Annotated in this window: 22 protein-coding genes and 1 tRNA gene; 14 read left to right on the top strand and 9 right to left on the bottom strand. The window is 55.1% G+C overall.

Annotated elements, in window-relative coordinates:
* Window positions 1-9 precede the first annotated feature (9 nt).
* Window positions 10-1,386, bottom strand: a complete 1,377-nt coding sequence (lpdA, locus tag U6G28_09895; GenBank protein ID WRS29821.1) for a dihydrolipoyl dehydrogenase — start codon at window positions 1,384-1,386, stop codon at window positions 10-12.
* A gap of 276 nt (window positions 1,387-1,662) precedes the next feature.
* Between lpdA and U6G28_09890 the strand changes: the two genes are divergently transcribed.
* Entirely contained in the window at window positions 1,663-2,133 is a 471-nt protein-coding gene (locus tag U6G28_09890) for a hypothetical protein (protein ID WRS29820.1), read from the top strand.
* A gap of 465 nt (window positions 2,134-2,598) precedes the next feature.
* Window positions 2,599-4,059 (top strand): dicarboxylate/amino acid:cation symporter, encoded by a 1,461-nt coding sequence (locus U6G28_09885; protein ID WRS29819.1) that lies wholly within the window; start codon window positions 2,599-2,601, stop codon window positions 4,057-4,059.
* A gap of 261 nt (window positions 4,060-4,320) precedes the next feature.
* On the opposite strand, the gene U6G28_09880 is transcribed toward U6G28_09885, so the two are convergent.
* Window positions 4,321-4,827 carry a hypothetical protein gene (locus U6G28_09880; protein WRS29818.1) on the bottom strand — a complete coding sequence of 169 codons (507 nt, stop codon included), beginning with the start codon at window positions 4,825-4,827 and terminating at the stop codon, window positions 4,321-4,323.
* 103 nt (window positions 4,828-4,930) lie between these two features.
* Between U6G28_09880 and U6G28_09875 the strand changes: the two genes are divergently transcribed.
* On the top strand, window positions 4,931-5,506 hold the full coding sequence (locus tag U6G28_09875; GenBank protein WRS29817.1) for an NAD(P)-binding domain-containing protein: 576 nt from the start codon (window positions 4,931-4,933) through the stop codon (window positions 5,504-5,506).
* A gap of 88 nt (window positions 5,507-5,594) precedes the next feature.
* Here the strand turns inward: U6G28_09875 and U6G28_09870 are convergent, their stop codons facing one another.
* Entirely contained in the window at window positions 5,595-6,245 is a 651-nt protein-coding gene (locus U6G28_09870) for a response regulator transcription factor (GenBank protein WRS29816.1), read from the bottom strand.
* A gap of 346 nt (window positions 6,246-6,591) precedes the next feature.
* Here U6G28_09870 and U6G28_09865 point away from each other — a divergent pair, with 346 nt between their 5' ends.
* Window positions 6,592-6,831 carry a DUF3781 domain-containing protein gene (locus U6G28_09865; GenBank protein ID WRS31230.1) on the top strand — a complete coding sequence of 80 codons (240 nt, stop codon included), beginning with the start codon at window positions 6,592-6,594 and terminating at the stop codon, window positions 6,829-6,831.
* 569 nt (window positions 6,832-7,400) lie between these two features.
* Here U6G28_09865 and U6G28_09860 read toward each other — a convergent pair.
* Window positions 7,401-7,862: a tRNA (cytidine(34)-2'-O)-methyltransferase gene (locus U6G28_09860; protein WRS29815.1), complete on the bottom strand. Its 462-nt coding sequence runs from the start codon at window positions 7,860-7,862 to the stop codon at window positions 7,401-7,403.
* 210 nt (window positions 7,863-8,072) lie between these two features.
* On the opposite strand from U6G28_09860, the gene U6G28_09855 reads away from it, so the two are divergent.
* The 4 genes from U6G28_09855 to U6G28_09840 all read left to right on the top strand — a co-directional run bounded on the left by U6G28_09855 (window position 8,073) and on the right by U6G28_09840 (window position 14,481).
* Complete coding sequence (locus U6G28_09855; GenBank protein WRS29814.1) at window positions 8,073-8,603, top strand: hypothetical protein; 531 nt, start codon at window positions 8,073-8,075, stop codon at window positions 8,601-8,603.
* Entirely contained in the window at window positions 8,600-10,279 is a 1,680-nt protein-coding gene (locus U6G28_09850; protein WRS29813.1) for a DNA polymerase Y family protein, read from the top strand. The genes U6G28_09855 and U6G28_09850 overlap by 4 nt, the downstream gene beginning before the upstream one ends.
* An 82-nt stretch (window positions 10,280-10,361) precedes the next feature.
* On the top strand, window positions 10,362-10,982 hold the full coding sequence (locus tag U6G28_09845) for a thymidine kinase (protein WRS29812.1): 621 nt from the start codon (window positions 10,362-10,364) through the stop codon (window positions 10,980-10,982).
* A gap of 199 nt (window positions 10,983-11,181) precedes the next feature.
* A complete protein-coding gene (locus U6G28_09840; protein ID WRS29811.1) occupies window positions 11,182-14,481 on the top strand; it encodes an error-prone DNA polymerase in 3,300 nt (1,099 codons plus the stop codon).
* A gap of 7 nt (window positions 14,482-14,488) precedes the next feature.
* Here U6G28_09840 and U6G28_09835 read toward each other — a convergent pair whose 3' ends face one another.
* On the bottom strand, window positions 14,489-15,868 hold the full coding sequence (locus U6G28_09835) for an AI-2E family transporter (GenBank protein ID WRS29810.1): 1,380 nt from the start codon (window positions 15,866-15,868) through the stop codon (window positions 14,489-14,491).
* Between the two features lie 195 nt (window positions 15,869-16,063).
* On the opposite strand from U6G28_09835, the gene U6G28_09830 reads away from it, so the two are divergent.
* Window positions 16,064-16,543 (top strand): MarR family transcriptional regulator, encoded by a 480-nt coding sequence (locus U6G28_09830; GenBank protein WRS29809.1) that lies wholly within the window; start codon window positions 16,064-16,066, stop codon window positions 16,541-16,543.
* Between the two features lie 19 nt (window positions 16,544-16,562).
* Here the strand turns inward: U6G28_09830 and U6G28_09825 are convergent, their stop codons facing one another.
* Both U6G28_09825 and U6G28_09820 read right to left on the bottom strand, forming a co-directional pair.
* Window positions 16,563-17,486: a DUF4349 domain-containing protein gene (locus tag U6G28_09825; GenBank protein ID WRS29808.1), complete on the bottom strand. Its 924-nt coding sequence runs from the start codon at window positions 17,484-17,486 to the stop codon at window positions 16,563-16,565.
* Window positions 17,483-19,438, bottom strand: coding sequence for a heavy metal translocating P-type ATPase (locus U6G28_09820; GenBank protein WRS29807.1), 1,956 nt, complete (start codon window positions 19,436-19,438; stop codon window positions 17,483-17,485). The genes U6G28_09825 and U6G28_09820 overlap by 4 nt, the downstream gene beginning before the upstream one ends.
* 208 nt (window positions 19,439-19,646) lie before the next feature.
* On the opposite strand from U6G28_09820, the gene U6G28_09815 reads away from it, so the two are divergent.
* The gene (locus U6G28_09815; protein WRS29806.1) at window positions 19,647-20,189 is read left to right on the top strand and encodes a hypothetical protein; all 543 of its coding nucleotides are present in this window, start codon (window positions 19,647-19,649) and stop codon (window positions 20,187-20,189) included.
* Between the two features lie 348 nt (window positions 20,190-20,537).
* On the opposite strand, the gene U6G28_09810 is transcribed toward U6G28_09815, so the two are convergent.
* Window positions 20,538-21,062, bottom strand: coding sequence for a hypothetical protein (locus tag U6G28_09810; protein WRS29805.1), 525 nt, complete (start codon window positions 21,060-21,062; stop codon window positions 20,538-20,540).
* A 335-nt stretch (window positions 21,063-21,397) separates the two neighbouring features.
* Window positions 21,398-21,483 (bottom strand) — tRNA-Leu (locus U6G28_09805).
* A 134-nt stretch (window positions 21,484-21,617) separates the two neighbouring features.
* Here U6G28_09805 and U6G28_09800 point away from each other — a divergent pair.
* From U6G28_09800 to U6G28_09785, 4 genes are all read left to right on the top strand, one after another.
* On the top strand, window positions 21,618-22,169 hold the full coding sequence (locus U6G28_09800; GenBank protein ID WRS29804.1) for a phosphoribosyl-ATP diphosphatase: 552 nt from the start codon (window positions 21,618-21,620) through the stop codon (window positions 22,167-22,169).
* Window positions 22,159-24,228, top strand: a complete 2,070-nt coding sequence (locus U6G28_09795; protein ID WRS29803.1) for a M3 family metallopeptidase — start codon at window positions 22,159-22,161, stop codon at window positions 24,226-24,228. The genes U6G28_09800 and U6G28_09795 overlap by 11 nt, the downstream gene beginning before the upstream one ends.
* A gap of 71 nt (window positions 24,229-24,299) precedes the next feature.
* Entirely contained in the window at window positions 24,300-25,397 is a 1,098-nt protein-coding gene (locus tag U6G28_09790; protein WRS29802.1) for an FAD-dependent oxidoreductase, read from the top strand.
* Window positions 25,398-25,533: 136 nt separating this feature from the next.
* The gene (locus U6G28_09785) at window positions 25,534-25,836 is read left to right on the top strand and encodes a DNA primase (protein ID WRS29801.1); all 303 of its coding nucleotides are present in this window, start codon (window positions 25,534-25,536) and stop codon (window positions 25,834-25,836) included.
* Window positions 25,837-26,003 lie beyond the last annotated feature (167 nt).

Below are 26,003 nucleotides of genomic sequence, written 5' to 3'. Positions count from 1 at the left end.
CGTCGAGTCTTAGTTATGAGCGTGTAACGGCTTGCCAGCAAGGGCCATGGCTGCTTCGCCCAGCGCCTCGTTCTGAGTTGGATGGGCGTGAATCAAAGAAGCCACGTCTTCAGGATAGGCCTCCCAACCAACCATGAGTTCGCCCTCACCAATTTGCTCGCTTATGCGTCTGCCGATCGCGTGGAAACCGATGATTGGGCCATCTGCGACCGCGATCAGCTTCACCACGCCGGGAGTCTCGAGAATGTTGGACTTGCCATTTCCTGCAAGGTTGTATTCAACCGTCCTGATGTTCTCATCACCGTACTTTTCACGGGCCTGCTTCTCAGTGATGCCGACAGAGGCGATCTCTGGATCGGTGAACGTCACCCTTGGGATCACATTCTCATCAATGGTTACCGGGGACAGTCCCGCGATCTCCTCGGCTACAAAAATGCCCTGCAGGAAGCCGCGATGTGCAAGCTGAAGACCGGGAACAATATCTCCGACTGCGTATACTCCGGGAACTCCGGTGGATAGGCGGTCGTCGGTAAGGACGAAGCCGCGGTCCAGTTTCACCCCGATCTCTTCGAAACCAAGGCCCTCGGTAACCGGTCCGCGACCAACTGCGACCAGAAGAATGTCGCCATCGACAGTCTTTCCATCCTCAGTGGTGACGTGTACGCCAGAATCGTCCTGAGTTACGCCGCTGAAGCGCGTGTTAACCATGAACTTGATACCGCGCTTACGGAAGGCACGCTCAAGGTTTTTCGAGATGATTTCATCCTCATTCGGAACCAGGTGGGGGAGCCCTTCAATGATGGTCACTTCTGACCCAAAGGAGTGCCACGCAGAGGCAAACTCACTTCCGATGACACCGCCGCCGAGAATGATTGCGCGACTCGGAATCCAATCCATTTTTAGGGCCTGTTCAGAGGTAATGACGCGCCCTTCGATCGGTAGGTTTGGAAGACTACGAGAGTATGAGCCAGTGGCTAGGATCAGATTCTTGCCAGTCAGAGTCTGACCGTTCACTTCAACAGTGGTGGGACTGGTGACGCGTCCCCAACCCTGGATGACCTCCACTCCGCGGGATGCGAGCAGTCCCTCAACCCCGTGGTACAGCTTGTCAACGACCGAGTCGCGGTACTGACCGACTTTCCCCATGTCGATGCCGTCAAGGGTTGCGAGGATGCCGAAGTGATCGGCTTCTCGCACAGAGTCGGCGGTCTCCGCGGCGTGCAAATAGGCCTTTGTTGGGATACAACCCCGGTGCAGGCAGGTTCCCCCAACCTTGTCACCCTCGACCAAGACAACCTTCAGACCCAGCTGCGCACCGCGCAGAGCCGCGGCGTACCCGCCGGATCCAGCGCCAAGGATTACTACGTCGTAAACGGAATCACTCACGTCTTATCGCTCCTTGAGTTCTGAAACGTTTTCGTTTCAGTTAGTTCGGTAGGCCCGTCCAGCACCGATCTACCGCGACGGTTCCTCGGGTCCATTGTCCCACGATCCGCCAGAGCGGCGGCAGGTCAATTGGTGCAAGACCGGCCACGTTTTACCGGTTTTAGTACGAGGACAGAGCTTGCTATCCGGGCCGGCGAGCGGTGAAGATTACTCGGTGAGTGAAGAACAGTCGGATGCGACCTCGGTTTACGCAGGTAAAAGTTCTGGGACTCCGCAGTGAGCCAGGAACGGACGGATTTACCCTCGATCAATCTCAACGATGACCGACGGGCTGCACGGGGATGGGGTCGGATCGTCCCTGCCCTTTTCTGGGTCTTCGGAGTTGGGACGGTAGCTATCGCTGTTTGGCAACTGTTCGATGCAACGGACCAGCCGGTGGGGCCCCGTCTTGCCACCCTGTTTGCCGGGGCGGTGTACATACTCGCTGCGCTTGGATTGACTCATAACGGCAGACGAATGCGAGTGGTTGCTTGGAGCTGCATCTCGATTAGTCTGGCCGGCCCATTGATCGAAGGACTGTTGAGCCTTGATTTTCCCGCGACAGACGTCTGGTCGCCGTGGGCAAACTTTGGCTTGCAGGTTTGGTTCTCCTCGCTGCTCTTGCCACTGATCGGTTTGGTCTGGATGTGGTGGTCGAATCCAAGGCGCATAGTGGAGCTGGCAGATTCATCTCCAAGACTTAGATAGTTCCGGTGTGCTCACTGTGTGAGGGGGTCTTGAGTATCTGCCGGTCATCGGTCTATTGTGGTGCCGTTGACCTTGGAGCTAACTCCGTCAACACGACTGATCTGGAGACCACGTGAATAATGCGCGCATCGCAAACCGCACCTTCGAGTCCTCGCGCTCGCTGATGTGCTGTTGCATGCGCCAGGCGTTCGCGATGTGTCCGGTGCGCTGAGACCAGCGACCTTTCACCGCGTAACGCCGGTAAACCTGGCCCTCCCTTGTCATCGGGCAGATCGCCCGCGATAAGCAGTTACTGAACCATACAGATTCCGTCGTTGAGTCGCGTTCAGTTTCGTTGATATCTAGACGCCTAATATGCGTCGGTTTTGCCGCTTCTATGCGGGATGACAAGGGAACGAAGCCCGCGTTGCCAGGGGCCGCCATGCTGGCTACGCATTTCAGTTCACTTAAAACAAGGAAACTCCTATGTCTACATCAACATCCATCAAGCCTGCGAAACGGAGGAGACTCAAGCTCCCCTCGTTCTCAATCCAAATCCTTATCGGTCTAGCCCTCGGAGTGCTGCTCGGATGGGCTGCTCTCGTGATCGGTGAAACTGCAACCGGTGACTCCAATTGGCTGACTATTACGCTCTCCACAATTGGCTCCGCGTTTGTAACGCTTCTGCGCGCTATCGTCCCGCCGCTGGTGTTTACGGCGATCGTCGCTTCGATAGCAAACCTTCGAGGAATCACCAATGGCGTACGCCTTGCATTCCAGACTCTGATTTGGTTTGCTATCACCGCGCTAATCTCGGTCGTTATCGGTATCGGCCTCGGCCTGGTGCTCAAACCGGGGTCCAACGCCGGAGTTTCAGTAGATCTCGCACAGACACCGTCGCGGACAGGTTCTTGGCTAGATTTCTTGAACGGCATCATTCCCGCAAACTTCCTCGGAATCTACAGCAGCACGAATCTTGTGCGCGATGCAGAAGGCGCAATTACCGGAGCCGCCTCGGCTGTGAACTTCAATGTTCTGCAGATCCTGGTGGTCGCCATAGCAGTAGGCATAGCGGCGCTGAAAGTGGGAAAGAAAGCTGACTCTTTCCTGAGTTTTAATGCTTCGTTACTGGCCGTTATACAGAAGGTACTGTGGTGGGTTATTCGCCTCGCCCCGATTGGAACTATTGGCCTAATTGGCAATGCCATCGCCTCGTATGGCTGGAGTTCACTCTCAAGTCTTGGGACCTTTGCGATCGCGGTTTATGCCGGACTGGCGATAGTGCTATTCATCGTCTACCCGGCACTGCTCGCAAGCCACAGACTTTCAATCTCGAGGTATTTCCGTGGGGCGTGGCCCGCGATCCAACTTGGTTTCGTCTCTCGCTCATCAATCGGCACCCTGCCCGTAACTGAGAGCGTCACCTGGCGTAACCTCGGGGTTCCGCGTAGCTACGCCTCATTTGCGGCGCCCCTTGGAGCAACCACGAAGATGGACGGTTGCGCTTCAATCTACCCTGCGATTTCAGCGATCTTTGTCGCCCAGTTCTTTGGTATCGACCTGGGGATCACTGACTATCTGTTGATTGCCTTTGTTGCAGTGGTTGGTTCGGCAGCAACGGCCGGTGTCACTGGGGCAACCGTAATGCTCACGCTCACGCTGTCTACACTCGGTCTACCGCTTGAGGGCGTCGGTCTGCTTCTTGCGATCGATCCGATCCTCGACATGGGACGGACTGCCGTGAACGTGGCAGGACAGGTGTTGGTCCCCGTCATTGTCTCGAAGCGCGAAGGCATCCTCGACGAAGTCCAGTACGCCGCTGCTAACGCGGATGATCTGTTCGAGGATAACGAGGACACTCCCGATCCGCTTGAGTCCACTTCCACGGATCAGGAACCTTCGCAACCGACCGACGGGGCCAAGGTGATCGAAGTAAACGCAGGATAGTCCGTCAGAACAAGGGGCTGCTAGGAAACCTGGCAGACGGTGAGTGCAGCACCCGGCCAGGTGCCTCTAGTCACCAGTAGCCGGTAGCGGGCACTGGTATCCGGGTCGGTTGGTGAGCATGAAGCAGAGTGCGAGCCAACCGACCCGACACGTTGCGCTCCCCGGGTTGCTTTGGTGCCGCTTCGTGAAAAGGGTCGTAGAGCAGTGGAAGGGAAACATATCCGTTGCGGTCTGCGGCCCATAGCTCATTGGACAACGAGACTACTCGGCCAGTTCTTGAGTTCCGCTACACAGTCTCTGCGTTTCTTCTTTCGTCGGGTTCAGCCGTTCGAGGAGAATCGTGGTGATAAATTCTAGGTTCTTCTGTTGAGATTCATTTAGTGGATCGAACAGTAGGGCCTTAAGCGCCGCGATGTGTCCCGGTCGCGCTGCCTCAAGTGCCTTGCGGCCAGTGTCTGTCAGGGTTACGTTGGTCGCTCGCCCGTCGCTGGGGCAGGTCCAGCGATCAACCTTGCCTTCGGCCTCCAGGCGCGCTACCAACTTTGACATACGTGGAAGTGCTGCTTCAGCGCTCACTGCAAGTGCGCTGACACGAAGCGTGGAGTTTTCGGATCGATCGAGCTCGTCAAGTACATAGAACTCGAACATACCCATTCCACTGTCTTCGGACATCATTCGATCCAAACGTGCAGGAAGCAACTCGATTAGCGCGCCGAACGCGGTCCAGAGTCTTCGCTCGTGGGAGGAGAGTGTGTCTTTCGCAGCCATGTATTCACCATATCAACAATAGTTGCCCTGGAAACTAAAATAGTGATAAGTTTCCAAGGAAACTAAATCTGAGTCCGTCGACAAGACGGGGAAACGGAAGTAAATGATGACTGAGGTATCGGTTTTTGGTAAGGGAAACATGGGGTCGGCGATTGCTGGAGTCCTGAGCGATGGGGGAGCGAACGTCGAGGTCTTCGACTCGTCATCGTCAGATGTCACCGTGAATGGAGACATCGTGGTTCTTGCGGTTCCTTACAGTGCGCTAGCAACTATTGCTCAGCAATACGGTGACCAGTTGGCGGGCAAGATTGTAGTCGACATTACAAATCCCCTTGATTTCTCGACCTTCACCCTTATCCCGGCGGCCGATAGTTCCGCTACTGCAGAACTAGCCGCCCTGCTCCCTGAGTCGAAGGTAGTGAAGGCGTTCAACACGAATTTCGCCGCGACCCTCGGGGCGAAGAAGGTTGGGGAGGCGACAACCACGGTTCTTATAGCCGGTGACGATTCTGATGCCAAAGCTGAACTTGCTGCCGCGGTTACCGCCGGGGGTCTTAACGCTCTTGATGCTGGCGCTCTGGGCCGCGCACGTGAACTTGAAGCTATCGCCCTGACGCAAATGGCTCTCGCTGCGTCCGAGCAGATCGGTTGGACCGGCGGGTTCGCAGTAGTCAAGTAACAGCAAAGCAAGCAAACACCGCAGCCAAACGCGACCGACGCTGCAGGAGGCGGAGAGATTGTCCCTAGTCGAGGACGGTCATCTACCGCTACTTGGTCTGCTTCAGGTACTCCAGGACGGCTAGCACCCTTCTGTTTCCGTCCTCTTCCGCTAGATTGAGGGTAAGGAAGATATTGGTGATCGTCCGTTCAAGGGTCGCCGTCGACACGCTTATTTCGTCTGCGATTTGTGCGTTTGTTCGACCCTGAGCGATGAGGGCGAGGACCTCCTTTTCGCGTGCGGTCAGGCGACTTGCGGGCTCATTCTCTTGAGCGATCAAATGACGGAGAACCTGCGGGTCTACCACGACTTCGCCTCGTCCGACCGCGTCCACGGCGGCTAAGAACTGGGAGACTCGACCAACGCTTTCTTTTAGGAGGTATCCCGTTCCTCCTTGAGCTTGGCCTGCCTCCTGTAAAAGTTTACGGGCATAGTCATTCCCGGCGTACTGGGAAAGGACCAGGATAGAAGTTGTAGGGCGCTCACGGCGCAGTCTGAGTGCGGCGCGAAGCCCGTCGTCGCCGTGACGAGGGGGCATACGGACATCGGTCACTAGCATCGTTGGGGGCTCGCGGTCCAGCAATCGCGTCAGTTGGCCTGCGTCCCCAACCTCCCAGATCACTTCATGACTGCCGAGGCCAAGTACCGTCACGATTCCCTGACGCATGAGGATATCGTCTTCTGCGACACCGATTCTCATCGCCTTCTCCGTTCCGCTAGCCGCTGGCAGGCGAGTGGTGCGGGAAAGGTCAATTCCGTCACCGTTGGCCCTCCTGCGGGACTGTCTATGGCGAGGGAACCCCCGAGCATCCTCGCTCTGTTCTCCATCCCCACCAGTCCTGTCCCCAGGAGGGGATCTGCGCGACCTCAAGTTGATCATCAGCGCTGGTGGCGCCCAGCTGACTTCTGGCGAGGCCCAGTTGAATAGCAACATTCGCTAGATGTTGCTGGGGCCATCGTGAAGTTCCCTGCCTACCGCAGTTTCTGAAGTTGACTGCGACCAGGAGTGTTCGAGAGTGTCTGTGCAGTAACCTGACCAGGTGAACATGTTCGGACTAGACAGAAATAAGTTGCACACCACTGAACTCGGAGTCGAGAGGATCAGGCGCAATCTATCTCTATCCACCGACGACGTTGTCACTTGGTGTCAAGAAGTCATCGCTTCGCATACAACCGACGACTCTTGCATCACACAACGGGGAAAGAACTGGTACGTGGATTGTGGGGATTGCATCATAACTGTGAATGCCCACAGTCACACGATCATTACCGCGCACAGGAAGTGATTCAAAGCCGCCACAGCTAACAGCGTGGTCAGAAGCGGCTCGACCGACCACCAAACGGAATCCGCTTGATGACGGCTCCACACCGATGGAACTCTTCGCAAGCGCGGCCATAAACATGAAGGGATCGAGAAAAATACCCGCTCGATTCGCTGTCGCTCAACCTCGAACACCGTAACCATCTCGGTTGTATCGGAGCCGGACTGACCCTGGTCGCAGGTATTGGAATCCTGGCCGCTTTGCGGGCAAGTTACGGAAACCCCCGCAGTTTTCTTACCTCGTCCTAATGAGGGTCTACGTAGAGTGGCAAATGAATGATCGACCCTGCAAACGACTCAACTTCAACGAACTAAACGAGGTCATCGAAAGCATACTGTTGCACTAACCGCCAGAACCCACCGCATGATTTCGATTCGGGGATAGCCACTGTGGTTGATACTTGGCCTCGGAACTGCTTGCGTGGGGGTTTGGACGGGAGTATCTGCCGGTGTGGCGGTTCCGCATTTCGGTTCGGGACGGCCACTGTGGCTGATACCCCGCTGGATTAAAGCCTCAGAGAGTCGGTTTGGGTGTTAGACGCCTTCGGGGAACCCCAGTTGGCGCCAGGCCTCATAGGTTGCGATCGATGCGGCATTCGCCAGGTTAAGTGAACGAATCCCGGGGAGCATTTGGATTCGTACCAGGGAAGTGATACGAGGATCGTTCATCACGTGTTCGGGGAGGCCGTCGGGTTCAGGTCCAAATAAAAGACAGTCTTCGTCCCGATACTCAATGTCGCTGTACAGGTTGTCAGTTCTGCCGGTAAACGCCCAGACTCGACCGGTCATCTGGTCCAGGAGATCATCTAGATTCGGGTGGACCTGTACGTGAGCAAGATCGTGGTAATCAAGGCCAGCTCGTTTCAGCTTGGTGTCATCCATATCAAACGCCAGGGGCTCAACCAGGTGAAGCATTGCGCCGGTGCATGCGGCCAAACGAATAGCAGCACCAGTGTTTCCGGGGATTTTCGGTTCAAAGAAGGCTAAATGAAGCACCGCGCTATTCTGTCACGTTCGACGGTCAGTCGCGATTTGGATGTTGTTTTACCTTTTCCGGGTGTTTCTCAAATAGGGGATCGAAGCTAGTGTTCCTGCTGTTGGTCGATTTGTTAGTCAATCTGCATTGCCCCAGTTTCGATAAGTGATGGTGAACTTGTCGGACCCACCCTCTAAGATCGAACGTATGTTCGACTGGGGGTGATGGTGGTGAACGGAATAGAACGTCTTGCTAGAGCTCGGGCGACACTTATGCAAGTTGAAGCCTCAAGTGGAGTACGTTCCCACTACGTGCAGTCGATCGACAAAGCTGTTTTTCCTCCCGGGGTCTATCATGTACCGCTTGGGATTGAGGGATTGGTGTATTCGCTAACCAGGGTGATGACGCCTGACATGTGGGGAGTTTTAGTTGGGGTTCCCGACGTGGGGTGGGAAGCTGCCGCATCGGGGATGCACCTAGATATCTCCCGGATGGTGACGGTTCCTAGACTGTCAATAGACCCGGCCAAGACCGTGGGAATACTGGTTGAGGGATTTGACGCCGTGGCCCTCGGTGATCTTGATTTTTCCGTGTCAGTTCGTCGATCACTCGCGGCCAGAGGCAGAATGATGGAACGGTTTTTGTTGACCTCAAATCCCTGGGTCGGTATTAGTAAACCATTCCCGATTCCAATGAAGCTTGATGCCGATAGTAATGCTGCTTCGCGTCTGTCAGTCTTTGAGAGCGGGGATGCAGTGTGATCGAACCTAGTCTTGGGTCTGGGCAGACACGATATATCGCCCTGTGGGTGCCCAACTGGCCACTGGCATCTTTGGTCGCTCGCACCCCTCCTGATACTGCCGCAGTTATCGAGCACGGTAGGCGAATCGTTGTTGTTAGCCCGAAAGCGGCCAGGAAGGGCGTCCGGGTTGGAATGACCAGAACTCTAGCCCAGTACTACTGCTCAGAGTTACTGGTTCTAAAACATGATGAGGAGCGGGAAAGTGGGGCATTCGAGGTATTACTTGAAGTTTTTGATTCCTATGCCGCAGACGTGAGTGTGGTGCGTCCCGGTCTTGCATTTGCTCCAGCTACTAGTGCGGCCAAGTGGGCCGGGTCAGAAGAGTCTTTGGTAGAAAAAATAATCGATGACATTGCCGCATACACGGGAGCAGAAGCCTACATAGGAATCGGAACGGGGATAGGGACCGCTCTGCTAGCCGCAAGGAAAAACCTGGTTGTTCCGGAAAGGAAAACGAGAGAGTTCCTAAGAGGACTTCCCCTTCGGGAACTGGTTCAAGACCTACCGGAGGGATCAGCGCGTCAGGTCTCAGAAATCTTGACAACCCTGTTAGGACTGGGGATCTATACCGCCGGTGATCTTGAAAAACTTGGGGCCAGCCCGGTTATAAGTCGCTTTGGGCAGGGAGGAGAAACCCTGTTCAGACTCCTTTCAGGTGAACAACCAGCACTGTCGATTCGAAAGCGATCCGAAAGTACTGTCAATGTCTTTTTAGAACTCGACCCCCCGGTGGGTCAGATTGAACACGCAATGACGGCCATTTCCAGGGTCAGTAACGACCTAGCCGACAGGCTACGCAGCTCGGGACTTTATGCGTCTGCGGTCCAGGTGGTCCTCATGAGTCAAGGAGGCCGTAGAAGGGAAAGAACTTGGACCCTTCTTGATGCCACATCCTCATCTCAAGTGGCAAAGCGAATTGCTTGGCAACTAAAGGGATGGATCGACACCGAAACAGATTCAATTAGTGAAGAACCCGACCCGCTTGCATCCATTGAACTGGTCGCGGTCGACCCGGGAACTCTTCCTGAGATCGACCCACTTTGGGGTGGCACGCGCACCTCATGGAAAGCGGCGCAGGCCGCCGAGCAGGTGCAGGGCCTTCTTGGTGAAGAATCAGTTTTATCCCCGAGCTTGCATGGCGGTTTCGACCCTAGAACCAGGGTCTCACTGACACCATGGGGAACAGAGAAAGAAATCTCCCCGAAGACTACGGGAGAGTGGGAGGGAGGGGTGAGTGATCCACCGATAATTCTTTTCTCTAATCCACCCGAAGCCATGCTTATCGGAGTGAGGCTTGGAAGTGAACCCGATCCCATTAGAGGCAGGCTATGGATCACACGCCGCGGAGTGCTAAACGGCACCCCGGAAAGACTGATAGTGCACCAGGATCGAAGTGAATTAGCGGCTGGTGACTATCCCATTTCACAGGTGAATCGATTGTGGGTGGTTAGTGGCAGATGGTGGAAACCCGATGACCAAGCCAGGGGATCCCGCTGCTATCTTCGGGTCAGTCGAAGTGATGGCCCGGACCTTCTCCTCGTCCAAAGAAAAGGGAACTGGTATGTGGAGGGCATATACGGGAGCCTTATCTCTGTACACTCACCTGTGGGAATGCCCCTCGTGGGCGAAAACTAAGTGTTCGAATAAGCGGAGTTCCCTGTTGAAGCGGGGACGCCCTCGTTGGGAACTAAGACCTTGACCTCGGAGGGAATGGCAAATGGCAAAGCTATATTTCCGTTACGGTGCAATGAACTCAGGAAAATCGACGGCGTTGCTTCAGGTTGCCTACAACTACGAAGAGCGCGGGCAACGAGTCCTCCTCGCCAAACCGGCGATAGACACGAAGGGGAGCGGTTCGGTCGTCTCACGTCTGGGTGTGACCCGGGATGTCGACTTCCTGATCGGTCCAGACGACAGCGTTCATGAGTTGTTTCAGACTGCCGCTCGCGGAACCCAGCATGATGCACTGATTGAAGAAGTCGAGGGGTATCCGCCGGTTGCGGCCCTGCTAATCGATGAGGCTCAGTTTCTTACTGCCTCTCAAGTTGACGAACTAATGAAAATCGCGGTTGTGGGTGGGGTGCCGGTTTTAGCCTATGGACTTCGAACTGACTTCCAGACGGTGGCATTCCCGGGATCCCGGAGATTACTTGAAATCGCGCACAGTCTCGATGAACTCAAGACAATCTGCCGCTGCGGTCGTAAGGCCATATTCAACGGACGTAAGGTCGGAGATCGCTTCATCTTTGATGGCGACCAGGTCTCGATTGATGGTGAGGGCGTAACTTATGAGTCTCTCTGTGGCCTTTGCTACCTGCAAGAATCTGGAGCCATTTAGCTTCCCGGGTCGCAGCTTCGCTTCCTATCTCGCGCAATGAGCTAGTACCTCTCGGCGGCATTCTCGTCTGACTTGCCACGGTAAGCCTTTGCTCATTTACCTTGCCATGCGCCGACTTACCGCGCGATCTAGAAACGAGTTTTGCGCCGCAGTAGTCTCTCAACCTTTTGATCGAACAAATGTTCGATAGACTTGAGGGGTGTCAAAGCAGTACAGATACGCAGAACTTCACGCTCACAATGCATTTACCTTCCTAGAATCAGCTGATTCTCCAGAAGAGTTGGTCCGCTCTGCTACGGAGCTGGGACTCAGCGGACTCGGAGTCTTGGACGTTGACGGGATGTACTCTGCCGTCCAGACCGCGAGTGCTGGTCGTAAGTACGGGATGCCGATTGTCCACGGGGTTGAGCTAACTATTGATCACTTTGAGATCCCCGACTCCAGTTCGTTGAATCCTCTACGTCGAGCCCCGAAGTCGGATTCAGGAGGGGTCTTCCTCCGTAGCGGTGATGGCCTTCCGGCGGGGAGTATGGATCCGGGGATTCGCCTCCCCGTGCTAGCAACCTCACAGATCGGCTATCACGCTCTGTGCTCACTACTCTCTACCCACTTTCTTGAGGAACCCGGCAGACGGAAAGTTGCTCTAAGGCTTGAGGAGATTGAGACTCTTCAAAGGTCTTGGGAGTCTCCTGATCTTCTGGCACTTACCGGGACCTCAAGGGGACCGCTACAACGGGCCATCCGCACCCACGGCCTAAAGAGTGGTCGAGCCGTTCTTGAACGCCTTAAGGAAGTTTTTGGTCAAGATGGCGTTGCTGTCGAGATGAATGCAGCTCCACATGAACCTCCGGAGCGTGATGATCAGTTAGCTCTTCTCGCCCACGAGGCAAACCTTCCATTGGTGGCAACGGGGGCAGTTCGCTCCTCTGATCCCAGCCGCACCCAAATTGCGGATGTTCTGGGAGCGATAAGACTAGGAAAATCGCTGGAACAGGCCGAGCCTCATCTTCCCGCGTGGCGGTCTTTTATGCGAAGTCCGAAAGAAATGTCGCATCTCTTCATCCGTCACCCCGCAGCGGTTGACAACGCAGTTGCAATAGCTGAAAGCTGTGCTTTCGATCTGCGAATCATTGACCCGGGCTTACCGAACTTTCCTGTGCCAGAAGGCAAAAACGAGGCACAGTGGCTTCGTGAACTTACCTATCAGGGAGCGCAGCGGCGCTATGGTTCACGGCGCAATCAGCCAGATGCCTGGAACCTAATCGACCATGAGCTTGCCATTATCGAGCAGTTGGGATTTCCCGGATACTTTCTGATTGTCAAAGACATCGTCGATTTTTGTTCTTCCCAAGAGATTCTCTGTCAAGGACGAGGCTCGGCTGCGAACTCAGCAGTTTGCTATGCCCTGGGAATCACAGCTGTTGATGCGGTCAAGCACAAGATGCTTTTTGAACGGTTTATGTCACCAGATCGGAAGGAAGCGCCTGATATTGATCTCGATATCGAGGCGGGCGAACGAGAAGTAGTTATTCAATACGTCTACCAAAAATACGGGCGTGAGAACGCCGCCCAGGTAGCGAATGTCGTCAGTTACCGACCTAAGTCCGCCGTCAGGGACGCGGGTAAGGCTCTCGGCTATCCAGAGGGCGCGATCCGTCGGTGGAGCCAGTTTGTTAACCGCAGAAACCATGATTCTAAGACTTCACCTGCGAACTCAGAGATTCCGGATGAGGTTCTGCAGATCTCTCAGAACCTACAGCGGCTCCCCAGGCACATGGGATTACATCCCGGGGGAATGGTCTTGACTCACAAGCCGGTTTCTCAAGTATGTCCGGTTATGTGGGCGGCGAAAGAGGATCGAAGCGTCCTGCAGTGGGGCAAGGAAGACTGCGCCGACGCGGGATTAGTGAAATTTGATCTCCTTGGACTTGGAATGCTTACGGCGCTTCGTCGCATCTATAACTGGTTAGCCGAACAAGGGATCACTTGGAATGGCCGCCCCCTGGAACTGCACAGCATGCCGGATGACGATCCTCGCGTCTACGATCTGCTTTGTGCGGCCGATACGGTCGGTGTATTTCAGGTTGAATCACGTGCACAGATGAACACTCTCCCTCGCCTAAAGCCAAGGAATTTCTATGACATCGTGATTGAGGTCGCACTGATTAGGCCCGGTCCTATTCAGGGTCGGGCTGTGAATCCCTACCTGCGGCGAAAAAACGGGAAAGAACAAGAGCAGTCCCTTCACTCGCTCCTCGAACCAGCTCTACACAGAACCCTGGGGGTACCACTGTTTCAGGAGCAACTGATGCAAATGGCGGTTGACATCGCAGGGTTTACCCCGGGTCAGGCAGATGAACTACGCCGGGCGATTGGTTCGAAGAGAAGTGATGAGCGGATGTTGGCTTTGCGTCCGGCCCTATACGAGGGAATGACACGGAACGGGGTAGCCAAAGATGTTCAAGAACAGATCTTTGACCAGCTGAAGGGTTTCGCTGAGTTTGGTTTTCCCGAGTCGCATGCGTTTTCTTTTGCCTACCTGGTTTACGCTTCGTCCTGGCTGAAAGTGCATTACCCAGAGTTTTTCTACGCAGGATTGTTAGCAAGCCAGCCAATGGGCTTTTATTCGCCGGCATCACTTGTTGAAGACGCCCGTCGTCACGGAGTCAGTGTCCTTCCTCCATGCGTGGTGAACTCCGAAGTGAAGACACGCCCGGTTCGGGTGGGCGTTGACACAAACCCTGCGAATCGCTCGCGGAAAGAAGGGGTGAAAAAACTGGTTGATGCAGACCCCACCATGGCGGTACGGATCGGCCTAGAAACCGTCTCAGGGATCGGCAAAGCAGCAGAGAGAATCATTGAGGCACGATCGCATGCCCCATTTGACTCCCTCCAAGACATGGCCTCCAGAGCAAAACTTTCGCCTACTCAGTTAGAGAAGCTTGCCGCTGCAGGGGCGCTAGAGGCTCTGGGTTCGGGTCGTAGGGAAGGGCTATGGAAGGCGGGGGTAGTGGGACAAACGCAATGGGAACAACCCCATATTCCCGGTACGGAGCCAGGTGCCAATACTCCTGTTCTGCCACCTGTTACCGAGGCAGAGAGAGTTCTTCTTGACTATAGAACTCTCGGTCTTAGCACCGAGAATCATCCGATTGCTTTGGTTCGTGACCGTCTAAAGACAAGGGGAGTGGAACCCCTTTCAGCTCTGCCCAGAATTGCCAACGGTCAGAAGATTCTGATTGCGGGAGTAGTGACTCACAGACAGAGGCCAGCTACGGCTCGTGGGACCACGTTCCTTTCCATCGAAGATGAAACTGGCTTAGCGAACATCATTTGTTCTCCCGGCCTTTGGGCACGCTATAAGAAGACGGCTCTAGAATCTACCGCCCTCGTCATTAGGGGGCACGTTGAACAGGGAGACGGGGCTACGGCAGTTGTCGCTGACAGACTGGAAGCTCTTTTGATTCCGGTAAGAACCCGATCAAGGGATTTTCAGTGACTCGGAGTCAGCTTGTTGCCGTAACCTCCTCATCTGTTTGCGAAGAATCCGAATCAGTCTTAGTCGACTTGTCCTTCTTACTGAAGCGGCGGATGATCCGACCAAAGAAACCCGGCGCTTTGACGGGTTCCGGTTTGGCATCCCACCCTGGAAGTGGACCCTCGATTGGAGGGTCTCGGTGGTAAAGGGCGTTGAATACGGCCCAGACAACACCAATGATTGGAATAGCAATAATCGCACCGAACAGTCCGGCGAGCAGGGTCCCACTGATGACACCTAGACCAACCACAACCGGGTTCAAGGCGACCTGTTTACCCATGATCAAGGGCTCTAGGACATGGCCCTCTAGCTGACCGATTCCTGCGATTCCGATGCCTACGATCACTGCCGTTCCAACCCCATCGGTTGCTAGGGCGACAACCATTGCCAGGGCCATCGCGGCCGGGGCCCCGATCATTGGGATAAGCGCACCCACCATTACCAGAACGGCTAGAGCGGGTGCCAAAGGCACCCGTAGAATTTCTAGAAAGACCCAGGCAAGCACCCCGTTGATAAACGCGATGATCATCGTGCCCCGAGCGTATCCCTCAAATGCCCACCAACCCGCTTGAGCCGCGTGGTTCCACTTTCCGCGTTTGGCGGTTGGAAGCATGTTCAGGAACCATCGCCACATCTCGGATCCCTGCAACAGAAAGAACACGGTCACAAAGACAGCCAACGCTACGATGGTGAAGAAAATCGCGATGCCTCCGGCATTCGACATTACCGTTGTGGCCAGACGTTGCCAGTTCTCCGTTAAATACTTTTCTCCCTGGGCAATCAGATCCTGGAGCCACTTAAGAACGCCCTCAGTTGTGAACTGGAACTTGAACGGAAGACCATTTAGGAAGTCCACGATCTTCCCTAGTCCGTTTGCCAGTTGATCGTAGAGCTTGTCCCACTGACCTGCCACCGAGGTAACTACGAACGTAATGAGTCCAGCGAATACGGCGATGGCGCTTAGAAGAGCTACCACCACAGCAAATCCCCGCGGCATGTGTTTTGCGAGAAAATTGACGGCAGGATTCAGTATCGCGGTAAAAACAAAAGCGACAAATACCGCAATGAAAACCGCTGAAATCCTGCTCGTTGCGAAGACAACTCCGACAATCACCAACGCGACACCGATTAGGGACCAAGACCCGACGCCAGCATTCTTCAGCCACTGCGGAACCTGCGCCTGCTGGTGAATCATTGCCGCACTCGGATTTGCTTCGGTACCAGAGTAAGAGAGGCCCGGACTTGAAACAGCTGCCTGATCGGCAGGCGTTGTCTCAGTGTCAGAGGTGGACAGATTAACTGCGTCCGAATCACTCGGCGAGACCGTGGTTCGTTTTTGGTCGTCCATTTTCATGACCTCCCTGCCCGTAAGCCTCAAGCATAGTTGTACGACCTACAGAAGTACGATGCTTACCAGGGCGTCGAGGGTGAGGTGCAGCGGCTCCGCGCGGAATTCGTCGTCTGCACCACCCTCGCCGGTAACATCAGATGGAACATACACACGACAGTGTGGAAGATTTAACCCATGGGGAATGGAGAAGGCATGGCAAGTTCTGCCATGAATGGCATAGGGGATCGGGATAATCGCCGCTCTCTGGCTTGGCGTGTCTTCTTTGAGGCGAGCACCCGGTTGCAAGGAATCCTCGAGTCGCGCATGAAGGCAGAGAGTGGCATCTCGCTGTCCGACTACAACATCCTTCTGACGCTTTATGAGGCACCCAACCGGCAAATGAGGATGGGAGAGCTCTCCGAACATCTTGGATACTCCCCGTCGCGCCTAACCTACCTAGTCAACCAACTCGGTCGGCAGAAGTGGATTGACAGGGTTCCAAGCGACGATGACCGACGAGGGTACGTCGCGCGGCTTACTGAACCCGGAATAGAGATCACTGAGCGTGCGAGTCACATACACCAGGAAACGGTAAGAGAGTTGTTGCTCGACGACATGACTGACGCACATATAGACATGATTGTTGAGGCTTTCGGTTTCCGCGGTGATCGGGACTTCGGGCAGCCCGAGTAAGTGTAACCGGGAGGACTGACTACTTCTCCGGCTTCGTGGTTGCGATGACTTCTTGAGCGTCGTTGTCCGCAGTCTCGATCGATGTGCCAGATTCAAGTTTAGAACGACGGCTTCTTCGTACGAGCGTCCGAATGAGCCAGATGATCAGCCCGATCACGATTAGCCAGGGAACAAGGACGATCAGCGCATATGCAACGAATTTCAATGAATCGATGAGCAGATCCCAAGCGCGTTCCCATGAGAAGCCTGATCCGGCCGAGGAGTCCTGGGTAAACGTTACATAGACCGTGGACATGTCGACCTGATCGGTAAGCCACTCAAGTTGGGAGTTGAGCGAGTCGAGTTCTGCCTGTCGCTGAGTAAGCATGTCCTCGGCTTGAAGTAGTTCCTCTGTAGTGGTCGCCTGTTCCATCAACTCATGAAGTCTGCTCAAGGAGGTAACAAGTGCGTCTTTGCGGGCGTTTAGGTCAGTTACTTGAAGGCCAACGTCCTGACGAGAGGTGTTCTGATCAATGATCTTGCCGAACTCAGGCAGTGATGCAATCAGCTCCTGATACCTATCCGCCGGCACCTGCGCATCGACGGACGCCGAGACAGATCCATCCCATTCGGATTGCCAGGTACTGGTAATCACTCCATCCATCTCGGTGACTCTTGCGGCGAAGTCTTTGGCCGCTTTGTCTGGAGTATTGGTTCTTATGGTTGCACTTCCGGTGGTTATCACGGACTCGCCGGTTACGTTGACCCCACCATCCTTAGCGAGTTCCGACATAGATTGGTCTTCGATACCGACAGCGTCTGAGTAGGCCATGGACTCTTCTGAACCGGCGAATGATGAGTCGTTCTGACTTCCTGTGCTTGCGGAACAGCCACCTAGGGCTACCGCACCCGCAACTAGAATCAGGTACACCGCATGTCTACGAAAACGCTGATTTACACTCATGACCGAAAGAGTACCGGGGGGTTCGCACGTCGAGTCGTTCCGATCGCGGTTGTTACTGAGTTGTTGCGTCGTTCGGAACGGGGTCCGATCGCCCTAAGGGCGCCGAGGATGGCAACCAGGTCAACGACCTCTTGGAGCCAAGCCCCCAGAAGTGCAGGCAGGAAGCCGAAAGCGGCCACAATCATCAACACAACGCTGATAATGATCCCCAGCCAGATACTCTGGAGCGCGATACGCACCGTGTCTTTTCCGATTCGTATTGCGAGGGGAAGGGAATTGAGAGTGTCATATCGATTGACGATGTCAGAAGATTCACTTGCCGCAGTGGCTCCCCGTGCACCCATGGCGAAGCCAATGTCCGCCGCCGCCAAAACGGGAGCGTCATTGAGACCATCACCGACCATGATTAGAGGACGAGGCTGCACTTCAGCGACAATTCGAACCTTGTCTGCCGGCCGACACTCTGCATAAACCTCGCGAATATCGAGTTGCTGAGCAACTATGTCTGCGGTTGCCCTGGTATCGCCGGTAACCATTAGTGTGCGTTCAATGCCTAGATCCGTTAACTCTCGGATTACCTCGGCAGATTCTTCCCGAACCATGTCACGCATAATGATCGATCCCGCGAAACGATCACCAATCGCGACGTAGACCGCCACCTCTCCCGGAGCAAGCTCTGTCTCGACAAAATCATGAGCGTATTCGCTTACCCACGAGGCTCGGCCCACTCGCACAACGACCGTTCTTTGCGCTTCTTCTGGATCGCGTACCGTAGCAGCAACACCGTTGGCCGCGAACTCCTCGGCCTGTTCAGCATCAAGTAGAGCAAGCCCTCTTTCTTTTGCGGCAGTTACCACTGAATCGGCGAGCACGTGGGAAGAGTACACTTCGGCAGACGCAGCAAGGCGTAGTAGCTGGCCTTCGTCAATCTCGCCGCTGGGAACGAGCCGTTCGAGGAGTGGCTGACCGGTTGTTATGGTTCCTGTCTTGTCGAGTGCCACTGATCGGGCACGTGAAAGCTGTTCGAGCGTTCCACCACCCTTCACTATGAGTCCAAAACGTGCCGCGCGGCTCATACCGCCGAGGAAAGCCACTGGAGCCGCGATGAGCAACGGGCAAGGCGTTGCGACTACCAGCACCTCAGCGAAACGGACCGGATCGCCGCTGAGCGCCCACGCAGCAGCTGCGATCAACAGGGAGAGAATAGTGAACGGAACCGCAAAACGGTCGGCTAGCCGTACAACCTTGGCTTTACTATCGGCTGCCTGTTCTACGAGACGCACGATCTGTTGATACTCGCTGTCGACGGCTAGGGAGATGGCTCGCATTGTCACAGCGGTGGATCCATTCACCGCGCCGCTAGAGACTTTTTCACCGATGGCCCGTTCAACCGGGAGGCTCTCACCCGTTAGCGACGACTCGTCAAAGATCGCCTGTTCCGAAACTAGTTTGGAATCCACGGGCACCAGGGCTCCAGGACGGACCAATAGCAGGTCACCGACCTTGACGTCTTCTACGGGTACATCCTCGGTGGTCATCTCAGACTCGTCTGCTGAACCGTTAGCGTCTTCATCAGAAATTACGGTCGCTTGCTGAGGTGCCTTTCGAAGCAAGGCGGTGAGTTCGCGCTTGGAACGGTTCTCCGCGTAGTCCTCAAGGGCGGCGCCGCCTGTCAGCATCAGCACGACGACCAGAGCGGCCCACGGCTCGCCAACCAAGACTGCGGCGGTAATTGCGGTTACTGCCAAGATGTCGAGTCCCGCGTTACCTTTGAGGAGTTGGCGTACCATGCCGATTGCTTCCCATGCCGCTATCGCAAGCGCGTAGCCGCCAACTAGCCACTGCGCAAACTCGTGCGCAGGGGTCGCGAGTAGGACCAGTCCAACCAGGGCGACCAGAAGTGTGGTGGCGACTAGCGGATACGTTCTGATTGCTGCACGTACTCGATTCATGCGTTAACTCTCCCATGTATTGCTCGTTCCCGCATCGAAGGAAAGCCTTGCCTTTCTCGCCAGATTTGTGTTGCTCACCAGACAATCTCTCGACCGAAATATGCTGTTTTCGAAAAAACCAACGTTCATTTGCAGGGAAGGTTACGATTCCCCAGTTGACTGAGCGTACCCACGGGGCGAATCGGCGCCCCGTCAGTTGACTCGAATCATGGAGCATTGGAGTGACTTCGCGGCGCTTATGGGCGCGACATTTGGAGTGCTAATCGGTCTGCTTTTCGTCGGCCTATCGCTGCATGCGGACAGGCTTTCCGCTGCCCCCGCGTTACGTTCGCGTATTGCTCAGGTCCTGGTCATCTTTATTGGACTTCTGGTCGCAATGGCGATACCGCTGGTACCCGCACCGATCCAGGTGACGGGCGCTCTTGTCTTGCTTGACGCCGTCTCTTTGATAACCCCACTGATGATCCTGAACTCCCACGCAAAAAGGGGCAGAAGACCCGCAAGGTTGGAAGTGCTTCTTGATCGAATAAATCCCAACATCCTCTCCATCAGCCTGCTCACGACCACCGGGTGCTATTGGTTTTGGGACTTGATTGGGGCATGTACTTTCTTTTTGCCGCGGCCATTATCGGGATGGTTGGAGGACTGTTGGCGGCCTGGTTTGTGCTCTTGCGCCCCGCAACGGACATGGAAGAGGCAGAGGAGTGAAAGCGCGAGTACATTCGTCGTCTTCGAACTAGAGCCGAGCTAACAGTTTCACCCTTCGGATGGTTCGGGCCGCTTAGTGCGCACCTAGAAGCGACGTTAACGGTATCCGGGGTCGCTGGTGCTAGTGGGAAGCAGTGGAAGACAGACAGGGCCTTAGCCGCCATTTTTGAACCGGGCTACGGGCGCGGTTATCGCCTTTTGGGCTAGACGACAAAAGCAGCCGCGTTCTGAACTAGAAGCAATCAAAGATTGTCACGTTCTGAACGGGCTGCCTTCAGTATGAATTAGCCACTCTGACCGTATTTCGATTTGCGGTGTGATTACGAGGGCCTATGTGCCGCAGTTCATGTGCACTGTTCCCAAACCTAGGGTGTTTGGAGGACGTTACTAATTACTCGATAGGGTTGGCGATCTCGACTTTCACGACGTCTTCTTTACGCCTCTGGAGAAAGACTGTGCCCGCAAGGAGAATTGAGACACCCGTTCCGACCACAAGCAGTGAGACGCCATAGGCCAGAATCGAAGTGAACAGGGATGCACGGAGGAATGAAGCATTCATCTGGGTGTTCCGCAAAGCCTGGGCTTCCGCAGCCTCTTCCGAGTCCTCACCGTATTGCTCTTTGGCTTCATTTACTACATTCCCCAGCTCGGCGTAGCTGACGCCATCAGTTGCGTGATCTGCATGCATCTGGATGGTTTCTTGCATTGACCAGGCCGTAATCGGACCGCTGACTGCCTTTCCAGCATTAGATGTGGCGTCACCGGGGACGGTCATTTCCTGACTCTTAATCTGGCCGCCAACGGCAAACCAAGCAGAAGTTCCAGCAACGATCATCACGATGCCAATAATGGTTAGTACCCAACCAACGAATTTGCGGTAACCGTTCTTTTCGGAGGCGACGCTACTTGTTGTCATTAGGTTCCTTCTCCTAGTGTTTTGGGTGCTTCATACGCCTGAAGCGTGCGTCTAGCATAGGACTTATTACCTAAGTTTGACGAATTCACATTTGGGTGATGCGCCTGGGTGATAGGCCAATAAATACGCGGCTCTCTGGCCCCTTGAAAATGAGGATCAGCCGGGGCGCAGGACGTAGGTCGGGTGTGGCGCAGATTGTTTCGTTCATGCCCAAAAGGGCCGCGATTTATGTGTTGGCCCCCGGAAGTTGCTCTGTGGACACGAATCGTTGACAAGACGAAAAATGGCCTCTGACCGAACCCCTAAAAGGCCAGGTCAGAGACCACTTCGCTCCGTGCGCGGAGGGGGACTTGAACCCCCACCCTCTAATACGAGGACTAGCACCTCAAGCTAGCGCGTCTACCTATTCCGCCACCCGCGCGATGCGCTCTAGAGCGACTCAAAGTTAGCACGCAAAGGCGCGTCAGGAAAATCGGTAGACTGCCATGGTGAGCAAATCGGCATTCGCCTCTTTCTCTCACGACACATCAGCAGATCGAGACTCTAGGACCGTCATTGAACCAGTGGGCGCAAAACAGTGGAGACACATCCAGCGGACTGACTCGAAGCAGGGGCCAGATCGACGGATCTAAGCCAGCCGCTCTGGTAGGTGAGTTCCATAACGTCTATCAGATGCCCGACCGGATTCGGGACGCGCAACCCTCAACCCTCGACTACGACCGGCTCAATATGCGTATGGGCCTCATTGCCGAAGAAGTCGCCGAGCTCTTCACTGCGGTCTACGGGCAGCGTGCTGGTGTCGCGGTTGCTCAGGCCGCGACAACCGCGGTTGACGAGGGCGTTCGCGATATCGTGGAGACGGCCGATGCCTTGGCCGACCTGGTTTACGTGATCTACGGGATGGCTTTGGAGTCTGGAATTGATCTCGACTCGATTCTGGCTGAAGTGCATTCCTCGAACCTGTCCAAACTTATGCCCGATGGGTCCGTCAAGCGGAGAGAGGACGGGAAGGTCCTTAAGGGGCCGAATTTCCGTCAACCTGATATCGCGGCTGTTCTAGAAGAACGTGACCGTGCGATCGCCGAAGGAGTAGCAGATGCCAACTGAGCAGCAAGCCGAAGTGACTCGTAGAAACCCGCTTATGGAGCCATCTGGTCTGCCGTTCGGAGTTCCAGATTTTGCCGCAATCGAAATTGAGGACATTGAACCAGCGGTCATGGCCGGGATCCAGGAGGAGTTTGAGGATTGGGATCGCATTGCAACCAATCCGGAGTCTGCTGATGTTGAAAACACTGTCGAGGCCGTCGATCGCGCAGGTGAGCTACTGACACGAGCCGCCGGTGTCTTTTGGACTCTCGCGTCCTCAATCGGAGGTCCAGAACTGGAGGAACTCCAAGAGAGGCTAGCTCCGGTGTTCGCCGCGCACTCGGATGACTTCTACACCAATGAGCAACTCTACGAGCGCTACAAAGAAGTCGCCACGCTAAAGAACCTTGATGAGGAGACGCGCTGGTTGGTTGACCAGACCATAAAGGACTTTGAGCGCTCTGGAGTTAAGCTCAATGCTCGAGCGAAAGAAGACCTTCGGGCAATGAACCAGGAGATTGCAGGTCTTGAGGCGCAGATTGACACCCGGATTTCTCGGCAGCTTCAAGACACCGGAATCACCGGGGAGGACCTAGGCGAGTTAGAAGGTCTAAGCGACGGCGAAATTGCCGCGGCGCAGACGGACACGAGGAAGGGGACTGCAACCTGGAGAATGGGGGTATCGAACTTCTCGATTCCTCCAAAGCTAGCTTCTCTGAAGAGCCCCGAGGTTCGAGCCCGCGCGCTAGAGAATTCTCTGGGTCGCGGTTCGACCGGTGACAGCGCGACTGACACCCGTGATCTCATCGTTAAGTTGACGAAGCTTCGCGCACGTCGCGCAAAGCTTCTCGGCTATCCCTCGCACGCCGCGATAGTGGTAGACGAGGAGACGGTGCCATCCCCCGAGGCGGCGCGTGCGTTGCTGGTGGAGGTCGGAGAAGCAGCGAAAGTTGCGCTTGATCGTGAGGCCAACGAATACACGAAACTTGCGCGCGAAGATGAAGTCGATTTCTCTGTCTCTGACTGGCCCTATTACGAGGAGAGAGCACGAAAGCTGGCGCTCGGCGTGGACTCTGCTGAGCTTCGTGACTACTTCGAACTAGACCGGGTTGTAAACGACGGAATCTTCTTTGCGGCGCGCCGCCTTTACGGTCTGACCTTCGAGCCTCGTCCTGACATTGTCGGATGGTCGCCCGAGACTGAGTCCTGGGAGGTCCGAGACGAGAACGGCAACACCATAGGTTTGTTCATGGCGGATTACTATGTGCGTCCAGGAAAGAGCGGTGGGGCCTGGATGTCAGACATTTTCCCAGGCTCAGAGCGCTCTGGAAAGCTCCCAGTGATAACCAACAATGCGAACTTCGAGAGACCTGCGACAGGTGAGCCGACTCTGTTGACGTGGGACAACGTAGAAACCGTATTCCATGAGTTCGGTCATGCTCTGCATGGACTGCTTACAAAAACTCACTACGACGCGACGGCTGGAACTAACGTTCCTCGTGATTTCGTTGAACTTCCAAGCCAACTAAATGAGATGTGGGCCTTCCATCCGGAGGTGCTGGCGAGCTATGCGAAGCACTGGAAGACCGGCGAAGAACTACCCTTGGACACCAGGGAGGCGCTCGCTAGGTCAAAGTTCTTCGGGCAGCCGTATGCGACTCTTGAGTATGTTCAATCCGCGCTTATTGATCAGGCTTGGCATGACAGCCCGTCCGACCTTCCTGAGGAAGCGGAGCAGGTAGATAGTTTCGAAGCTGATGCGCTTGAGAGGTATGGCGCCGCGAATCCATTCGCGGTTCCTCGATACCGAACACCGTACTTCGCCCATGCATTTGCGGGGGGATACGATGCCGGTTATTACTCGTATATGTGGGCTGAAGCTATGGTTGGTGAACTGGAAGAATGGTTCCGAGATGAAGCTTCAAGGTCGTCTGATGGTGGACTAAACCGTGAGGCGGGGGAGAGACTCCGTGTTGAACTGCTGAGTCGAGGCAACTCCCGGGATCCTCTGGAGTCCTTTATTGCAGTTCGGGGCCATGAACCAGAGGGTGCTGCGGTGATACGTCGTCGTGGACTTTGATGGTCTCATGCAACTGAGCTTCAGTGGCCTTAGTCTTAATATCCGAAAGTTCTAGTAGAGAAGGAACTGCTGTGGCACGAGTGGTGGTTATCGGCGGTGGTTATGGCGGAGTTACAGTCGCCAAAGGGCTAGATCCTATTGCGGACGTCGTCCTGGTCGAAAGAAAGGACCAATTTGTTCATCACGCGGCGGCTATGAGAGCTGCCGTCGACAGTGTGTGGCAGGAGGCGATCTTCATGCCGTACTCGTACTTGCTCACTAACGGTGAGGTGGTTCACGCCACTGTCTCTAAAGTAGTTGGCAATACGGTCTACCTCTACGGTCAAGACCCGATTGAGGCCGATTATCTGGTTATCGCCACCGGGTCAACCTATCCGTTCCCGGCGAAGCACATCACCAGCCAGAGCGCCGTCTCCAAGCAACGACTGGATGACACCCGAGAGAGTCTGAAGCAAGCTGGCCGAGTACTGCTGGTCGGTGGAGGAACTGTTGGGCTGGAGATGGCTGGCGAACTGGTAGCAGAGTTTCCTGACCTGGAGGTTGTTATTGTCGAGAAGGAAGACCGGATTCTTCCGTACAGCGGGTACACCGACGAGTTCCGTTCGCTGGTACAGGAACAGGCCGAAGAACTCGGCATTGAGGTGATTGCCGGTGCGCCACTTGCTTTCCTTCCTCCCAATCCGCTGGGAACCCTGGGTCGATTTCAGGTCGTGACTACTGCGGGAAACACCGTTGAGGCAGATATGTGGTTCCAGTGTTTCGGGACTGAGCCAGCAACCGGATATCTTCGTAACACTGACTATGCGGAGGCGCTGAACCAGGACGGGTCGATAAAGGTACTTCCAACACTTCAGGTAGTGGGTCATCCAAATACTTACGCGATCGGGGACGTTACCGATGTCGCTGAGTCCAAGCGTGCGGACGCGGCCCGTAGCCATGCGCGAGTAGTGGTTGCCAACATCGCATCGCAGATCAACGGCGAAGAGCCGGATTCCGTCTATCAAATCCGGCGGGACTGGATTGTTCTTTCAATGGGCCCCAGTCACGGCGCATCTCAGCTGGTTGATGATCTAGGGCAAACCAAGATTCTCGGTGCTGACCAAACTGCCGAGATTAAGGGAACTGATTTGATGGTTTCGGTCCAACGATCACAGATGTCGCTTCCGTAGATCGCTCTTGGGGTGGGCCGTGCCTGGGACGCGGATACAACCGGGTCGGCCGAAAACGGTGCTCATAAGCATGTTCGTTGCCGTTTCGTGCCCCTGAGTGTTCGTCACCGTTGAAGAACGGAACTAGAGTGGACCTATGTCAAGTAACGCACGTGAAGCACTTAGTCGTCTGGTCGCTGCGCTAGAACACCACTTGGATCTGGCACAGAACATCGACGTTGTGCAACCAAGTCTTCTAGAGCACGCCGAAGATCTACTTCGAGATGCGTTCTTTACTTACGACGACACCCTGTTTACTGAATTTGACGTCGAGCTTCCGTTTGAGATTCTTGATGACTCCGATGAAGACGAAGATGACGATGAGGATCTGGAGGATGAAGACCCAGACTTCATCGATTCGGACGATGATTCCGACAACGATTTCGAGGAAATCGACTGACCGAATCCGTCTACTCACGACTTTCTGATGTCTCGCTGCAAGTTGGTCTCTTAGATCGCGCGGGGAGTCGGCGCGTCACAAGATGGATGAGCGAGGGCTTGCCCGACGTGAGTCAAATGAAGACATCGCCGACAGATGTCAGCTCGGTGTGTGAGACAGGGAGCGAA

It is taken from the genome of Actinomycetaceae bacterium MB13-C1-2, from assembly GCA_035621235.1.
Taxonomy (GTDB): domain Bacteria; phylum Actinomycetota; class Actinomycetes; order Actinomycetales; family Actinomycetaceae; genus Scrofimicrobium.
This window is presented reverse-complemented; position numbering and strand designations above follow the sequence as displayed.

Excerpts from the sequence above, each read along its gene's own strand:
- U6G28_09810 (WRS29805.1), bottom strand. The coding sequence starts at position 21,062 with ATGACAACAAGTAGCGTCGCCTCCGAAAAGAACGGTTACCGCAAATTC.
- U6G28_09885 (WRS29819.1), top strand. The coding sequence starts at position 2,599 with ATGTCTACATCAACATCCATCAAGCCTGCGAAACGGAGGAGACTCAAG.
- U6G28_09845 (WRS29812.1), top strand. The coding sequence starts at position 10,362 with ATGGCAAAGCTATATTTCCGTTACGGTGCAATGAACTCAGGAAAATCG.
- U6G28_09865 (WRS31230.1), top strand. The coding sequence starts at position 6,592 with ATGTTCGGACTAGACAGAAATAAGTTGCACACCACTGAACTCGGAGTC.
- U6G28_09820 (WRS29807.1), bottom strand. The coding sequence starts at position 19,438 with ATGAATCGAGTACGTGCAGCAATCAGAACGTATCCGCTAGTCGCCACC.
- U6G28_09795 (WRS29803.1), top strand. The coding sequence starts at position 22,159 with ATGCCAACTGAGCAGCAAGCCGAAGTGACTCGTAGAAACCCGCTTATG.
- U6G28_09825 (WRS29808.1), bottom strand. The coding sequence starts at position 17,486 with ATGAGTGTAAATCAGCGTTTTCGTAGACATGCGGTGTACCTGATTCTA.
- U6G28_09875 (WRS29817.1), top strand. The coding sequence starts at position 4,931 with ATGATGACTGAGGTATCGGTTTTTGGTAAGGGAAACATGGGGTCGGCG.
- U6G28_09880 (WRS29818.1), bottom strand. The coding sequence starts at position 4,827 with ATGGCTGCGAAAGACACACTCTCCTCCCACGAGCGAAGACTCTGGACC.
- U6G28_09835 (WRS29810.1), bottom strand. The coding sequence starts at position 15,868 with ATGGACGACCAAAAACGAACCACGGTCTCGCCGAGTGATTCGGACGCA.
- U6G28_09830 (WRS29809.1), top strand. The coding sequence starts at position 16,064 with ATGGCAAGTTCTGCCATGAATGGCATAGGGGATCGGGATAATCGCCGC.
- U6G28_09870 (WRS29816.1), bottom strand. The coding sequence starts at position 6,245 with ATGAGAATCGGTGTCGCAGAAGACGATATCCTCATGCGTCAGGGAATC.
- U6G28_09815 (WRS29806.1), top strand. The coding sequence starts at position 19,647 with ATGGAGCATTGGAGTGACTTCGCGGCGCTTATGGGCGCGACATTTGGA.
- U6G28_09785 (WRS29801.1), top strand. The coding sequence starts at position 25,534 with ATGTCAAGTAACGCACGTGAAGCACTTAGTCGTCTGGTCGCTGCGCTA.